At 71.4% G+C, this 14,234-nt stretch carries 14 protein-coding genes; 10 read left to right on the top strand and 4 right to left on the bottom strand.

The window, feature by feature from the left end; genetic code table 11:
- The first annotated feature begins 120 nt into the window (after positions 1 to 120).
- From AWQ71_RS32290 to AWQ71_RS32300, 3 genes are read left to right on the top strand one after another with little or no spacing between them, the layout of a single operon-like run.
- Positions 121 to 1,272 carry a sensor histidine kinase gene (locus AWQ71_RS32290; RefSeq protein ID WP_084259531.1) on the top strand — a complete coding sequence of 384 codons (1,152 nt, stop codon included), beginning with the start codon at positions 121 to 123 and terminating at the stop codon, positions 1,270 to 1,272.
- A complete protein-coding gene (locus AWQ71_RS32295; RefSeq protein WP_067140503.1) occupies positions 1,269 to 1,934 on the top strand; it encodes a response regulator in 666 nt (221 codons plus the stop codon). Before AWQ71_RS32290 ends, AWQ71_RS32295 begins: the two co-directional genes overlap by 4 nt.
- A gap of 53 nt (positions 1,935 to 1,987) precedes the next feature.
- The gene (locus AWQ71_RS32300) at positions 1,988 to 2,320 is read left to right on the top strand and encodes a hypothetical protein (RefSeq protein WP_157570711.1); all 333 of its coding nucleotides are present in this window, start codon (positions 1,988 to 1,990) and stop codon (positions 2,318 to 2,320) included.
- Positions 2,321 to 2,375: 55 nt separating this feature from the next.
- Here the strand turns inward: AWQ71_RS32300 and AWQ71_RS32305 are convergent, their stop codons facing one another.
- The 3 genes from AWQ71_RS32305 to AWQ71_RS32315 are packed head-to-tail and all read right to left on the bottom strand — an operon-like array spanning position 2,376 to position 5,547.
- Positions 2,376 to 3,548, bottom strand: a complete 1,173-nt coding sequence (locus AWQ71_RS32305; RefSeq protein WP_067140509.1) for a sulfotransferase family protein — start codon at positions 3,546 to 3,548, stop codon at positions 2,376 to 2,378.
- 14 nt (positions 3,549 to 3,562) lie between these two features.
- Positions 3,563 to 4,369 (bottom strand): SDR family oxidoreductase, encoded by an 807-nt coding sequence (locus AWQ71_RS32310; protein ID WP_245658694.1) that lies wholly within the window; start codon positions 4,367 to 4,369, stop codon positions 3,563 to 3,565.
- The gene (locus AWQ71_RS32315) at positions 4,369 to 5,547 is read right to left on the bottom strand and encodes a hypothetical protein (RefSeq protein ID WP_067140512.1); all 1,179 of its coding nucleotides are present in this window, start codon (positions 5,545 to 5,547) and stop codon (positions 4,369 to 4,371) included. Before AWQ71_RS32315 ends, AWQ71_RS32310 begins: the two co-directional genes overlap by 1 nt.
- A gap of 88 nt (positions 5,548 to 5,635) precedes the next feature.
- Between AWQ71_RS32315 and AWQ71_RS32320 the strand changes: the two genes are divergently transcribed.
- Complete coding sequence (locus AWQ71_RS32320) at positions 5,636 to 6,559, top strand: IclR family transcriptional regulator (protein WP_067140515.1); 924 nt, start codon at positions 5,636 to 5,638, stop codon at positions 6,557 to 6,559.
- On the opposite strand, the gene AWQ71_RS32325 is transcribed toward AWQ71_RS32320, so the two are convergent.
- Positions 6,522 to 7,004: a nuclear transport factor 2 family protein gene (locus tag AWQ71_RS32325; protein ID WP_067140517.1), complete on the bottom strand. Its 483-nt coding sequence runs from the start codon at positions 7,002 to 7,004 to the stop codon at positions 6,522 to 6,524. The genes AWQ71_RS32320 and AWQ71_RS32325 overlap by 38 nt on opposite strands.
- Before the next feature lie 122 nt (positions 7,005 to 7,126).
- On the opposite strand from AWQ71_RS32325, the gene AWQ71_RS32330 reads away from it, so the two are divergent.
- The 6 genes from AWQ71_RS32330 (at position 7,127) to AWQ71_RS32355 (ending at position 14,208) form a co-directional block, all read left to right on the top strand.
- Positions 7,127 to 8,311 carry an RNA-guided endonuclease InsQ/TnpB family protein gene (locus AWQ71_RS32330; protein WP_245658695.1) on the top strand — a complete coding sequence of 395 codons (1,185 nt, stop codon included), beginning with the start codon at positions 7,127 to 7,129 and terminating at the stop codon, positions 8,309 to 8,311.
- Positions 8,312 to 8,420: 109 nt separating this feature from the next.
- Positions 8,421 to 9,539 (top strand): CapA family protein, encoded by a 1,119-nt coding sequence (locus AWQ71_RS32335; protein WP_067140523.1) that lies wholly within the window; start codon positions 8,421 to 8,423, stop codon positions 9,537 to 9,539.
- A gap of 2 nt (positions 9,540 to 9,541) precedes the next feature.
- Positions 9,542 to 10,177: a protein-L-isoaspartate(D-aspartate) O-methyltransferase gene (locus tag AWQ71_RS32340; RefSeq protein WP_084259536.1), complete on the top strand. Its 636-nt coding sequence runs from the start codon at positions 9,542 to 9,544 to the stop codon at positions 10,175 to 10,177.
- A gap of 212 nt (positions 10,178 to 10,389) precedes the next feature.
- Positions 10,390 to 12,282 carry an ABC transporter substrate-binding protein gene (locus tag AWQ71_RS32345; protein ID WP_067140529.1) on the top strand — a complete coding sequence of 631 codons (1,893 nt, stop codon included), beginning with the start codon at positions 10,390 to 10,392 and terminating at the stop codon, positions 12,280 to 12,282.
- Entirely contained in the window at positions 12,275 to 13,315 is a 1,041-nt protein-coding gene (locus tag AWQ71_RS32350) for an ABC transporter permease (RefSeq protein WP_067140532.1), read from the top strand. Before AWQ71_RS32345 ends, AWQ71_RS32350 begins: the two co-directional genes overlap by 8 nt.
- Positions 13,312 to 14,208: an ABC transporter permease gene (locus AWQ71_RS32355; protein ID WP_067140535.1), complete on the top strand. Its 897-nt coding sequence runs from the start codon at positions 13,312 to 13,314 to the stop codon at positions 14,206 to 14,208. Before AWQ71_RS32350 ends, AWQ71_RS32355 begins: the two co-directional genes overlap by 4 nt.
- Positions 14,209 to 14,234: the final 26 nt, after the last annotated feature.

The following is a 14,234-nucleotide window of genomic DNA, read 5'->3' on the forward strand; positions in this document are numbered from 1 at the left end:
GTTACTCCGTTCGGTGTACGCGTACCGCGAACGGTGGGAGCTCAGGTGACGGTGAACGGACGACGCGGGCCGGCCACGGTCCGGCCTAATGTGACCGCCGTCCTCCCAGAAAGGCGTCACATGTCCGCACTGTCACAGCGGCGCGAACCCGCTTCCGTCCGGCACTCCGCGAAGGTCATCGATGGTGCGCTCGCCGTGCTGACCGTCGTCATCTTCGTCGCCGTCGCCCTCGCCTCCGGGGTGCAGTCGCCCTGGGGGGGCACCATCCCGGTGATCCCCCTCGCACTGTTCCTCGGCGCGCTCCTGCTCGTCAGGCGCCGCTGGCCGATGATCGTGCTGCTGCTGTCCATCGCCGCGATCTTCGCCTACCACCTCACCAACGAACCCCCCAACGGTTGGATCTGGCCGATATGGGCGGCGTACTTCACCGCGGCGGCCACGCCCCGGGTGCGCTGGGTGGCCGCCATCGGCGTCGCCCAGCTCGTCTACTCCGCCGTCGACTTCCGCTGGGTCATCGACCGGAATATGGCCCGCTACCTCACCCACACCGTCGGTGAGGCGCTGCTGCTGGCGTTCATCATCGGCGCGGGCCTCCTCTACGCCGCGTCGCTGCGCTGGCGCGATCGGCTGCGTGAGACCGACGGGCGCGCCCGCGCCGCGGAGGAGCGGCTGCGCGTCGCGCAGGAGGTGCACGACACCGTCGCCCACACCCTGGCCGTCGTCGGCGTCCATCTCAACGTCGCCGCGGACACTCTGGAAGAGGCGCCGGCCGAGGCCGCCGCCGCGCTCCGCCTCGCCCAGGACGTCAGGAACCGGGCGATGGCCGACCTCGCCGCCCTCATCGACGTCCTGCGGACGTCCCCGACCGGCACCGTGCCTCAGCCCGATCTGGCGTCGCTCGGCGCGTTCGTCGCCGACGCCCGCGCCACCGGACTGGAGGTGACCCTCGACGAACGCGGCGACCCCTCGGCCGTCCCGGCCACCTGCGCCGTCGCGGTCTACCGCGTCGTGCAGGAAGCCCTCTCCAACACGCTCAAGCACTCCGGGGCGACCACGGCCGAGGTGACGGTGGCCTACCAGCCGGACTCGGTCAGCGTCGAGGTCGTCGACAACGGACACGGAAGCGCCGGCGGCGCCGGCATCAAAGAGGGGCACGGCCTGGCCGGCATGCGCGAGCGGGTGAGCGCCCTCGGGGGCACGCTCACCGCCGGGCCGGTTCCCAGCGGCTTCGCCGTGAAGGCCCGAGTCCCTCTGGCAGACTCCTCACCGTGACGATCAAGGTGCTCCTCGTCGACGACCAGGCGCTCGTACGGGCCGGCTTTCGCAGCCTGCTGGCCCGCTCGCGGGACATCACGGTCGTCGGCGAGGCCGCCGACGGCGCGGAGGCCGTACGGCTGGCCGCGAGCGCCCGCCCCGACGTCATCCTCATGGACATCCGCATGCCGGGCACCGACGGCATCACCGCCACGCGCCGCATCGTCGCCGACCCCGCGACCGCGGGCTGCCGCGTCGTCATCCTGACCACATTCGACACCGACGACCACGTGTTCGCCGCGCTGCGCGCCGGAGCCAGCGGCTTCCTCACCAAGGAGGTCGAGCCGACCGAGCTGCGCCGCGCGGTCGCCGCCGTCGCCGCCGGAGACGCGCTCCTGTCCCCGGGCGTCACCCGCCGCGTCATCGGGCAGTTCGCCCACCGGCAGGACCTCGCTCCCGACACCGGACGGCGGATGGCCACCCTGACCACGAGGGAGCTGGAGGTGGTCCGGCTGGTCGCGCGTGGACTGTCCAACGACCAGATCGCCGAGCGCCTCGTCATCAGCCCGCTCACCGCGAAGACGCACATCACCAGGGCCATCGCGAAGCTGGAGGTGCGCGACCGGGTCCAGCTGGTCATCCTGGCCTACGAGAGCGGCCTGATCCGGCCCGGCGGGTGAGCGCGCCAGAGCCGTCCCCGGTGAGCGGCAGAAGACGATCTATGCTGACCGCCATGAAATCATCGCAAATCCGGTCATTCGTCGCCGGGGTGCTGATAGCCAACAGCGCGCCGCACCTCGCCACCGCGGTCACAGGACGGCGGCACTTCACCCCTCTGGCCGGACACGGATCCGGTCCGGCGGTCAACGCCGCGTGGGCCGGGCTCAACCTCGCGGCCGGCGCGCTGCTGCTGTGGCCGACGCGGCGCTCCGGCGGGTCGCGCTGGGGCGGCGACCTGACCGCCTTCGAGACCGGCTGTGTCGCCATGGCGGCGTGGATGGCCGGATCCGAGCGATGGTTCCCGATGAACTCGGACCGCTCACCGCGCGGAGTGGAGAGCAGCTGAGAGCGGGAGCCCCGGTCCGGCGACCGGGGACTCCACCGGTGCGGCCGGCCCCGGGTCAGCGCGCCAGGCTCGCCACGTAGCCGGCGAACCGCTCGTCGATCTCCTCGCCGGTCAGGCCGAAGTCCGACAACTTGTACCGGTGCGCCGGCCGGCGCGGGCCGGAGCGGCTCTCGTCGTGCATCCGCGCCATGGCGGTACGCGCCTCGTCGCCGAGACGCAGCCCGAAGTGGGCGTAGACGGCCTCGATCGTGCCCATGGGGTCGCGGACGAAGTCGTCGTAGTGGACGTCGAAGAAGCGCGCCCGGTCATGCTTCGCGCGTTCGGCGCGGAACCGGTCCAGGCCGCGGCTCCACAGGTCGAGCTGGTCCCGCCCGATCACCGCCTCGGTGAACGCCTCCGACCAGCCCGCGGTCGCGTGCGCGGCCAGGCTGCACATCGACGCCATCGCCGTACGCGGGGAGCGGTGCGTCTGGATGACGAGCGCGTCCGGATAGACCGCGAGGAGCGCGTCGAGGGCGAACAGGTGGCTCGGGTTCTTCAGGACCCAGCGCCGGCCGGCGTCGCGGAGCCCGATGAGCTGGAGGTTGCGCCGGTGCCGCCGGTAGGCCGGCGTCCAGTCCTGCCCGTCCAGCCAGGCCGAGTACGCCGGGATGTGGGCGAGGCACTCGAACGAGATCGACCGCATCGACTGGCGGAGGAGCTGCCAGCACTCCTCCACCATGTCGGCCGAGATGTAGTGCACCCCCATGAACTCGGGGTTCTCCACGTGGTGCCGCTCGTAGCCGGACTGGATCGCCCGGTAGACGGGGTCGTCCGCCCAGGTCTCGCGCGGCGGGCGCGGCTGCGGCGCCTCCGCCAGCCACACCTCCAGCCCCTGGTGCGCGGGGTCGGCGGTGAGCAGCCGGTGCAGCGCCGTGGTCCCGGTGCGCGGCAGCCCGGTGACGAAGATCGGCCGCTCGACGGGCACGTCCGCGTGCTCCGGGTGCCGCCGCCACGCCTCCTCCGACCACAGCCGGGCGGCCAGCGCGCCGCGCAGGAAGGAGCGCTGCGCCCGGCGGCCCAGCGGGGTGAGCGCCGCCTCCCTCGCGTACGAGTCGAGCAGCACCTCAAGGCCGTCCAGGTAGGCGTCCGCGCCGAAGTCGGCCAAGCCGGTGATCTTGCGGGCCGAGGCGTGCAGATCCTCGACCGTGCCGACATCCGTACGGACGGCGTCGCGTCCTGTGGTCATCGCGAACCTCCGGGTCAGTGGTGCCATTCGCCGCAGTTGACGTCCAGGCACTGCCCGGTGACCGCCCGCGCCCCCGGGGACAGCAGGAACACCGCGACGTCGGCGACCTCGTCGGGCTCGGGCAGCCGGCGCAGGTCGGTCGTCGCGGCCGTCTCGTCGTACACCTGCCGTGTGGTGACGCCGCGCTCCCGGGCGAGGGACCGGAAGTACCACTTCAGGTTGTCCGCCCAGATGTATCCGGGCGCGATGGAGTTGACCCGAACACCCCGCGGCCCCAGCTCCGTCGCCAGGCTCTGCGCGATGGAGAGCAGCGCCGTCTTCGCCATCTTGTACGCGCCGAACGTGCGCCGCGAGTGCCGCAGCACCGCCGAGTTGACCATCACGACGGAGCCGCCGCCCTCGGCGAGCGCGGGCGTGAGAAGGCGGGTCAGCCGCAGCGTGGACAGCACGTTCGTCTCGAATCCGGCCCGCACCGCGTCGAGGTCGACCGTGCCCAGGTCGGCCAGCGGCGGGATCGCGAAGGCGTTGTTCACCAGGCCGTCCACCCGGCCGTACGCCTCCAGGGCGGCGTCGGCCAGCCGGCGGCACGACGCCTCGTCGGTGATGTCGGTCGGCACGGTCAGGGCGCGGCGGCCGAGCGCCGCGACCTCCTCGGCCACCTCGGCCAGCCGGGACTCGGTGCGCGCGGCCAGCACCACGTCGGCTCCGGCGCGCGCGGATCGTACGGCGAGGGCGCGGCCGAGGCCCGGCCCGACGCCGGAGACGACGACGACCTTGCCCTCCAGCGACATCGGGTCCTCCACGGGGTCCTGCGCCGCCATCAGCCCAGCATCCTTCGGGCGACGGCGATCTGGCGGGCGGCGACGCGCTCCGCCCATTCCCCCGGGCTCACCCGCTGCCGTTCGTAATGGGGGAGGCGTCGCGGCAGTTCGTCGAACGGGAGCACCTCCACCTCGGGGCCGTCCTCCGGTTTGAGCTCGCGCGCGAGCCGCTGCCAGCGGAACTGCAGGTATCCGCGGCGGTGCCCGGTGCGCTCGATCCAGTTGGCCAGGCCGGGGTCGCGCTCGCTGACGACGTAGCGGATCATCCCGTCGGGATCGATCCGGGCCTGGTCGGCGGTCAGGCTCGTCTGGTGGTTGATGTAGTCCAGCGAGACGTACCACATGCTGCCGAGCTGGAAGCCCTGGTACGGCGCGTCCGAGCGGGCGGCGGCCGGCACCGTGATCACCATGACCTGGTCGCCGTCGAGGTCGTAGTGCCCGACGGAGGAGTACTGCGTGGCCAGGCCGCCGGGTGTGGGCCGCGGCTCCGTCATCGTGTTGACCGGCAGCGAGAGGTAGTGCCACTCGGGGAAGGCGAGGAACGTGCGCAGCCGCGCGACCAGGATCCGGCCGGCCACGTCGAAGCGCTTGGCCATCGCCTCGGGCGAGCGTGGCGGGGGAGCGGAGCCGAGCGTGCCGGCGCGGTGCAGCCGGATCTCGCCGGGCCGTTCGTTCTCCCAGTCGCTGAAGACCTCGCGCACGACCAGCATCGCCGAGCCGGGCCCGAGCGTGAAACGGTTCGGCCCGCCGCCCGACCCGGCCGGCCCGAAGCGCAGCTCGTACGTTCCGTCCGGGGCGATCTCGATGTCGCGGTCGTCGAACGCGGTGAGGCTGTCGGGCGAGCGCGCCGGGGAGTAGTCGCCGTTGAGCACCTGGAAGCTGAGGTCGGACGTGGTGCCGCGCCGTCCCGACACCACGTACTCCGCGTCGTCGCGGATGTAGGCGTGGAAGTAGAGCGTGTCGGGGTTGTCCAGGCCGAGCTTGGCGTACGGCCCGGTGGAGGCGACGAAGAACGGGAAGTCGCGCTCGTAGGCCCAGGCCAGGTGCAGCGACGCCTTGATGCTGCCGGAGAGGTAGTCGAGCCCCTCGGCCAGATCCTGATCGGTCCGCACGTGCGGCGCCGAGCGGATGATCCGCTCGGCCTCGGCGATCGCCTGGGCGAATGTCTGCGTGGCCACCGGACCCCCTCGGATCGCGGTACAGATATGTACCGAAGCGGTAGGTTGTCGTCCACGTGAGCGTAGAACTGGTTCTAGGAGATGGTCAATGCCGACGCCGAGGAGCTCGCCGCCGACCCAGCGCGTGGTCGCCGTCATCGACCACCTCGTCACAGCCCGGGGCCGCCGCCTCGGCCTGTCCGCGCTCGCCCGCGAGCTGGGCATCAGCAAGCCGACGTGCCTCGGTATCCTCACCGAGCTGGTCGCGGCCGGCTACCTGGTGCGCGACCCGCGCACGCTGACGTACGGCCTCGGCCCCGCCCTCGTCGCGGCCGGCCGGGCCGCGCAGGGGGAACTCCTCTCCGGCGAAGTCGCGCGGCGCCACCTCTCGCCGCTGTCCGAGCGGTACGGCGTGACGTGCACCGCCTCGGCCGTGGTCGGAGACGAGATCATGATCCTGGAGGCGGTGGTCCCGTCCGGCGCGCCGCCGGTCAAGGTGGGCGAGCGCTACCCGTTCGCCCCGCCGGTCGGGCTGATGTACGTGCTGTGGGGCCCCGACGAGGAGCTCGACCGGTGGCTGACCAAGGAGCCGACGCTGCCGGTGCGGATGGACCGCGAGCACCTGCGCGCCGTGGTCGAGCGGTGCCGGGAGTCCGGATACCTCGTGGAGAGCCTCACCCCGGCCGGCATGCGGCTCCACTCGCTGATGGCCGGGGTCGCGGCGTACGAGCTGCCGCAGGAGGTGCGCGCGCTGGTCGGCGAGATGGTGTCGAGCCTCGGAGAGCGCGTCTACCTGGGCGCCGACCTCGATCCGCGGCGCAGGCACCCGGTGCACCTCGTCGCTGCGCCCACGTACGACGCCGGCGGTGGGCAGGAGATGGTGCTGACCCTGCACGTCGGCGCGTCCGTCACCGGCGCGGAGATCGCCCGGCGCGGTTCCGAACTGGCGGCGGCCGCGAGCGCGGTCACCGCCGAGCTCGGCGGCAGGTCGCCGGTCAGGCCCCGGCGGGAGATGCCCAGCGGTTCGCGGTGAACCGCAGGCTCGGCAGGTCGTCGAGGGAGACGGAGAACTCGTATGTCCGCTCGTGGCCGGTGGCGCTGATCCGCCACCGCCCGTCCGGGCAGTGCCGGTAGGTGTCCCGGTAGTAGCCGGCGCCCCGGATCAGCAGCCGGTGTTCCATGACGATGACCGTGTCCTCCAGGCACCAGCTCCCCGTGGCGTCGTCGCCGCCGACCTCGATCTCGGGGTGGCTGACGAGATGCGTGGTGATCATGCCGGCGCCCAGGGTGGCGCGCATGTAGCCGGCGATGGCGTCCCGCCCGGCCAGGCGCAGCGGCTCGCGGAGCATTGGGGTGTCGTAAGCCGCGACGGCGTCGTCGGTGAAGGTGTCGGTGAAGTCGTCCCAGAGCTTGAGGTCCAGACAGCGCAGGTAGCGGTACTTCACCTGGCGGATCTCTTCGAGAGTGGTCGGATCCATCAGATCGGCGCGGAGGGGACCGCCTGCTTTAGCCGGCGGGGCAATCCGCGCTCCCTCCCTTCGGGTTTTGTCGGCGGCTGCCGATAGCGTGGCGATCTCGTTACTGAACGTGGGAGGTGGGAGTGCGCAGGTCGTACAAGTTCTTGCTGCGCCCCACCGGCAAACAGGCCGCCGCGCTCGCGCAGTGCTTGGAAGACCACCGGATGTTGTACAACGCGGCGTTGGAGCACCGCCGTACTGCTTACGGCAAGGCGGGCGTGACCGTGCGCTACGGCGACCAGTCCGGCGAGCTGAAGCACATCCGCGCCGACGACCCCGCCGGTCAGGGCCGCTGGTCGTTCTCCTCCCAGCAGGCCACGCTCCGCCGGTTGGAGAAGGCGTTCACCGCGTTCTTCCGCCGCGTCAAGGCCGGGCAGAAGCCGGGCTTCCCCCGCTTCAAAGGACGTGGCTGGTTCGACACCGTCGAGTGGCCCAAGGACGGCGACGGCTGCCGGTGGGTCTCCCAACCGGAGCACCCCACCGCCACGTTCGTCCGCCTTCAAGGGGTCGGGCATGTCCGTGTGCATCAGCACCGCGCGATACGCGGCCGGGTGAAGACGGTCAGCGTGAAGCGGGAAGGCTCCCGTTGGTATGTGGTCCTGTCCTGCGACGACGTTCCCGCCCAACAGCTCCCGGCCACGAGGGCGGTCGTCGGCCTGGACATGGGCGTTGCATCGCTCGTCACGACCAGCGACGGGGAACACCTGGCAAACCCGCGCCACTTGCAAGCGTCCGCCGATCGTGTCGCGGCGGCCCAGCAGGCTCTCGCCCGTAAGAAGCGGGGCTCCAAGCGGCGCCGTAAGGCCGTGGCCAGGGTCACGGCGTTGCATGCCAAGGTCCGCCGTAAACGTCTGGATACCGCACACAAGACCGCGCTCACGCTGGTTCGCGACTATGACGTCATCGTGCATGAGGACCTGCGGATCGCGAACATGACCCGCAGCGCGTGCGGCACGACCGAGGCGCCCGGCCGGAATGTCGCGGCCAAGTCCGGTCTGAACCGTTCGATTCTGGACGCGGGTTGGGGGGTGTTTCTGACGGTCCTCGCGCACAAGGCTGAAAGCGCCGGTCGTGAGCTGATCGCAGTCGATCCCGCCAACACCTCCCGCACGTGCGCCCGTTGCGGGCGCTGCGCGAAGGAGAACCGCGTCACCCAGGCCGAGTTCGCCTGCGTGGCGTGCGGGCATGCCGCGCACGCCGATGCAAACGCGGCGATCAACATCCTCAGGGCAGGGCTTGCCCTTCGTGAGGCTGCGGATGCGGCTTAGCGAGAAGCCGCTCCCTTCACGGAGCGGAGGAGTCACGCGCCTCAGCATCACCGACCGGCGGCCGGCTGGCAAGAACTTGTTCTATTTTCGCTCGGCATAGCATGGAGGTATGGGCGCGCGTCCGGTGACGCTGTTCCTCGGCGGCGACGTCATGCTCGGCCGCGGTGTGGACCAGATCCTGCCGCACCCCGGCAACCCCGCGCTGCGCGAGGCGCACGTCGGCGACGCCCGCACGTACGTCGAACTGGCCGAGGCGGTGAACGGGCCGATCCCGCGCCCGGTGGACGTCACCTGGCCCTGGGGCGAGGCGCTCGCGCTGCTCGACGAGGCCGCCCCCGACGCGCGGCTGCTCAACCTGGAGACGAGCGTCACGCGCGACGGCGCGTTCGTCCCCGGCAAGGGCGTCCACTACCGCATGAACCCGGCCAACCTGCCCTGCCTGGCCGCGGCCCGGCCGGACGCGTGCGCGCTCGCCAACAACCACGTCCTGGACTTCGGCCGCGCGGGCCTCGCCGAGACCCTGGACGCGCTCGCCGCCGCCGGCCTGCCCGCCGCCGGCGCCGGGCGGGACGTGGATCAGGCGCGGGCGCCGGTGGCCGTGCCGCTGCCGGGAGGCGGGCGGCTGCTGTTCTTCTCGTTCGGCATGGCCTCCAGCGGCATCCCGGAGGACTGGGCGGCGACCGCGGGCCGCTCGGGTGTGGACTTCGTCGACGACCTCTCCGAGGACGCGGCGGCGGCGATCGCCGAGCGGGTCCGCCGCGCGAAGCGGCCCGGCGACCTCGCCGTCGCCTCCATCCACTGGGGTTCCAACTGGGGGTACCGGGTCTCCCGGACGCAGGTCCGGTTCGCGCACGCGCTCGTGGCGGGCGGCGTCGACCTCGTGCACGGCCACTCCTCGCACCATCCGCGCCCGATCGAGCTGCACCGGGGCCGGATCGTGCTGTACGGCTGCGGCGACCTGGTGGACGACTACGAGGGCATCACCGGGTACGAGGAGTTCCGCGACGACCTGCGCCTGCTGTACTTCGCCTCGCTCGACCCCGAGTCGGGGCGGGCGACCGCGCTGCGCATGGCGCCGTTGCGGGCCCGGCGGATGCGGCTGTGTCGCGCCGCGCCGGACGACGTCGAGTGGCTGCGGGCGACCCTCGACCGCGTCAGCCACGGCTTCGGGGTCCGGGTCGTCGGCGATCCTGACGTCGACGGCATGCTCGCGGCGCGAGAGGCGTGACCGTGCCCGGGTCGCCCGAGTCCCTCGCCGAGATCCTGCGGGCCGAGGGCGTCCGCGACGAGCGCCTGCTCGCCGCGGTGCGGACGACGCCCCGGGCCGGCTTCGTCCCGGCCGACCTCGCCGACGGGGCCTACGACGACGTGCCGCTGCCGATCGGGCACGGCCAGGTGACCACCCAGCCGTCGCTGTCGGCGCGGATGATCGAGGGGCTGGGGCTGACCGGGAGCGAGCACGTGCTGGAGGTCGGCACCGGCCTCGGCTTCCAGACCGCGCTGCTCGCGCGCCTCGCCGCCGACGTCGTGACGATCGAGCTGCGGCCCGACCTCTGCGCGGAGGCCCGGAACAACCTGGCCCGCCACGGCGTGGGCAACGTCGAGGTCTTCACGGGCGACGGAAGCCGTGGGGTGCCCGAGCGCGCGCCGTACGACGCGGTCCTCGTGTCGGCCGCCTATCCCGAGGTGCCCGCGCCGCTGACCGGGCAGCTCCGGGTCGGCGGCCGCCTGGTGCAGCCGATCGGCACCGGCGGGCAGGAGGAGGTTGTGCTGTTCGAGCGCGTCCCGGCCGGGCTGGAGCGCCGTCAGGTCCTCACGCTGGCCAGGTTCGTCCGCCTCCACGGCCGGTACGGTTACCCGCGCTGACCAGGCACTCCCGGTACGGCTGTCCGCGCTGACCGGGGGTCTCCGGAAGCGGCGCTCGTACCGGCTCAGGCTAGGCCCCCGCGAGGCCGGAGAAACAGAACCGTCGCGTTTTTCGATGCTGAGGGCCGTAAAGCCTCACGGCTCTTGGGGATGTGATCCGTGATCGCCAGCATTCCTGGACACATGGCTGCTGAACCACCCAGGAGATATCAATGGGGACAAGCAATTCGCGGCGCGGCCGGTCGGCCCTGGCCGCCTGCGCGCTGAGCGGGACGTTGCTCGCCGGCGTCACGCTCCCCGCCGGAACCGCGACCGCGACCGCGTCATCGTCCGGATCCGCCGCCGCGGCGTCCGCGCCGTCGGGGCAGGGAGAGACCACACTGCGGGTGAAGATGTCGGGCTCCGGCGTCGACACGCTGAACCCGTTCCTCGCCTTCTTCGACGGCGCCTACGACGTCTTCGCCGGGGTCTACCCGACGCTCAACTCCCTCGACGAGCAGGGCAGTCCCGGCCCCTACCTCGCCGAGTCGTGGACGCAGTCGGACGACAAGCTGACCTGGACCTTCACGCTCAGGGACGGCCTGAAGTGGAGCGACGGCACGCCGATCACGGCTGAGGACGCCGCCTGGACGCTGAACCTGATCATGACCGACGCGGTCGCGGGCACCGCCAACGGTTCGCTGGTCAGCAACTTCGAGTCGGTCACCGCGCCCGACGCGACGACCCTGGTCATCAAGACCAAGGAGCCCCAGGCCAACGTCACCTATGTGAGCGTCCCCCGCAGCGGCATCCCGATCGTGCCGAAGCACATCTGGGAGTCGCAGGCGAAGAACCTCAAGGACTACAAGAACGACACCTTCCCGCTCGTCGGCTACGGCCCGTGGACGCTCACGGACTACAAGCCCGAGCAGTACGCGAAGTTCGACGCCAACAAGGACTTCGTCCTCGGCAAGCCCGGCTTCGGCCACATGGTCCAGCAGAGCTTCAAGTCGGTGGACGCCGCGGTCGCCGCGCTGCGCAGCGGCCAGCTCGACTACATCAACAACGTCAACCCGACCCAGTTCAAGGCGCTGCAGGCGGACAAGAACCTGCTGACCATCCAGGAGGTCGGCAACGGCTGGACCGGCCTGGAGATCAATTACAACGCCCGGACCCGCACCGGCAAGAAGATCGGCACCGGCCACCCGGCGCTGGGCGACCCGGTGGTGCGCCACGCGATCGCGCTCGCCACCGACCGGAAGACCCTTGTCGCCAAGGTGCGCGACGGCCTGGCCGTGCCCGGCGCCGGCTACCTGCCCCCGGCCTGGCCGCAGTGGACCTGGAAGCCGGCCCCCGGCGAGGAGACGCCGTTCGACCTCGACCAGGCGAACAAGATCCTCGACGACGCCGGCTACACCAAGGGCGGCGACGGCGTACGCGTCGACCCCAAGAGCGGCAAGCCGCTGGAGCTGCGCCTCGGCATCCACGCCGACGACACGGACGACGCGGGCATCTCCAACTACCTCAAGGGCTGGCTGGAGACGGTCGGCATCAAGCTCAAGATCCAGACCCTGAGCATGAGCGCGCTCAACAGCGACCTGGCCAAGGGTGACTGGGACCTGCTGATGGACGGCTGGACCACCGGCCCCGACCCGACCTTCCTGCTCGGCATCCAGACCTGCGCCGCGCTGCCCAAGGACGACGGCACCGCGGGCAACACCGACTCGTTCTTCTGCGACGAGAAGTACGACGAGCTGTTCAAGAAGCAGCTCACCACGTTCGACCAGGCCGAGCGAGCCAAGATCGTCGGTGAGATGCAGAGCATCCTCTACAAGGCCGACGTCAACCAGATGCACTTCAACCACAACATGCTCGACGTGGCCCGTACCGACACCGTGACCGGGATAGTCACCGGACAGCCGGACGCGCAGGGCATGTACCCGGCGCAGAGCTACTCGTTCTGGGGCTACCTCAAGGCCACGCCGGCCGCCGCCGAGGCGACCGCGGCCAAGGAGGAGAGCGGCGGCGGCAGCGCGCTGTGGATCGGCGGCGCCGTCCTGCTCCTCGTCCTCGTCGGCGGCGGGATCGCGCTCAAGCGCCGCTCGAGCGCGGACGACCGTGAGTAGCCTCACCACCGCGGGCCCCGCCAAGGCCAAGGGGCAGGGGGTCAGGCGATCCGACCTCCTGCCCTACCTCGGCTCCAAGCTGGTCGCGGCCCTGGTCAGCTTCATGGTCACGCTGGTCATCGGCTTCGTCATCTTCAGCCTGATGCCGGCCGACCCGGTCCGCACCCTGACCAGGGGCCGCCCCACGAGTGAGGCGCAGCTCGTCCAGGTACGCCTCCAGCTCGGCCTGGACGACCCGATCTGGCAGCGGTTCCTCACCTTCGTCGGCAACACGCTCAAGGGTGAACTCGGCTACTCCTGGCAGTTCCAGCAGTCGGTCTCGTCGCTGGTGCTCGACCGGCTCGGGCCGACCCTGCTCCTCATGGGCACGGCCGCGGCCCTGTCGATCGCGCTCGGCCTGTGGCTGGGCATCCGCAGCGGCTGGCGGCACGGAAGCCTGTTCGACCGGATCGCGTCGAGCTCCTCACTCATGCTGTGGTCGGTGCCGACCTTCTGGCTCGGCATGATCCTCCTGATCGCCTTCAGCGTGGGCATCGGCCCGATCCCGAGCCTGCTGCCCGCGGGCGGCATGAGCGACCCCTCGCTGCCGCAGGAGGGCTGGGCGCACATCGTCGACGTGGCCAAGCACCTGGTGCTGCCCTGCCTGACCATGGTGCTCGTGGTCTTCGCCCAGTACGTGACGGTCATGCGTTCCTCGATCATCGACGAGATGGGCAGCCCGTACCTGCTGACCGCCAGGGCCAAGGGCCTGACCGACGACGCCGTACGGCGTCGTCACGCGGTGCCGAACGCGCTGCTGCCCTCGGTCACGATGATCTTCATGCACCTCGGCATCCTGGTCAGCGGCGCGATCACGGTGGAGTCCGTCTACTCCTGGCCCGGCCTCGGCTATCTGACCTACGAGGCGCTCAGGATCCCCGACCTGCCCCTGCTTCAGGGCACCTTCATCGTCTTCAGCGCGAGTGTGATCATCATGAACCTGCTGGCGGACGTGGTCTACCGCTTCCTCGACCCGAGAGTGCGGGCCCAATGAGCGCGCTCGACACTCCGGCCGGGCTCGACGTCCCGCGCCACCACGCGTTCAGCCGCTTCTGCCGCGCGTTCGCCAAGCGGCCCGCCGGGCTGGCCGGGCTCGGCCTGCTCGTCGCCTTCGGCGTGCTCGCCCTCGCCGCGCCGCTGTTCATCGGCGACGACCAGCTCAACGTCATCAAGGTGGACGGCCCGCAGTTGTCGCCACCCGTCGACGGCTACCCGCTCGGCACCGACCAGGCGGGCCGCTCGGTCCTGCTGCTGGTCATCTGGGGCGCGCGCGAGTCGCTCAGCATCGGCCTCATCGCCACCGCGCTCACCGTGGTCCTCGGCAGCACGGTCGGTCTGCTCGCCGGGCACTACCAGGGCTGGATCGGCAAGATCCTCATGCATGTGACCGACTGGTTCATCGCGCTGCCCAGCCTGCCGCTGGCCATCTCGCTCTCGGCCGTGCTCGGCCAGGGCGCGGCGTCGATCACGATCGCCATCGCGGTCACCTCGTGGACCGCGACCGCCCGCCTCGTCCGCGCCCAGACGCTCTCCGTCGAGGCGCGGCCGTTCATCGAACGGGCGAAGGTGCTGGGCGCGGGCAACACCCAGATCATGATCAGGCACGTGCTGCCCAACGTCATGCCGCTGATCCTCGTCTCCAGCACGCTCACCGTCGCCTCGGCGATCCTGTCGGAGGCCACGCTGACCTTCCTGGGCCTCGGCGACCCGACCAGCGTGACCTGGGGGTCGATGCTCCAGGCGGCGTTCCTGGGCGGCGCGGTGACGGCGGGCGCGTGGTGGTACCTGATGCCGCCGGGCATCGCGATCCTCATCGTCGTGCTCGGCTTCACGCTCGTCGGCCGGGCCGTCGAGCACGTGCTCAACCCGAGGATGGTGGGCCGGTGACGGCGACGGATCAGAGCCACGCGCCG

Origin of the sequence: Microtetraspora malaysiensis, assembly GCF_001528665.1 — a bacterium.
GTDB lineage: Bacteria > Actinomycetota > Actinomycetes > Streptosporangiales > Streptosporangiaceae > Microtetraspora_A > Microtetraspora_A malaysiensis.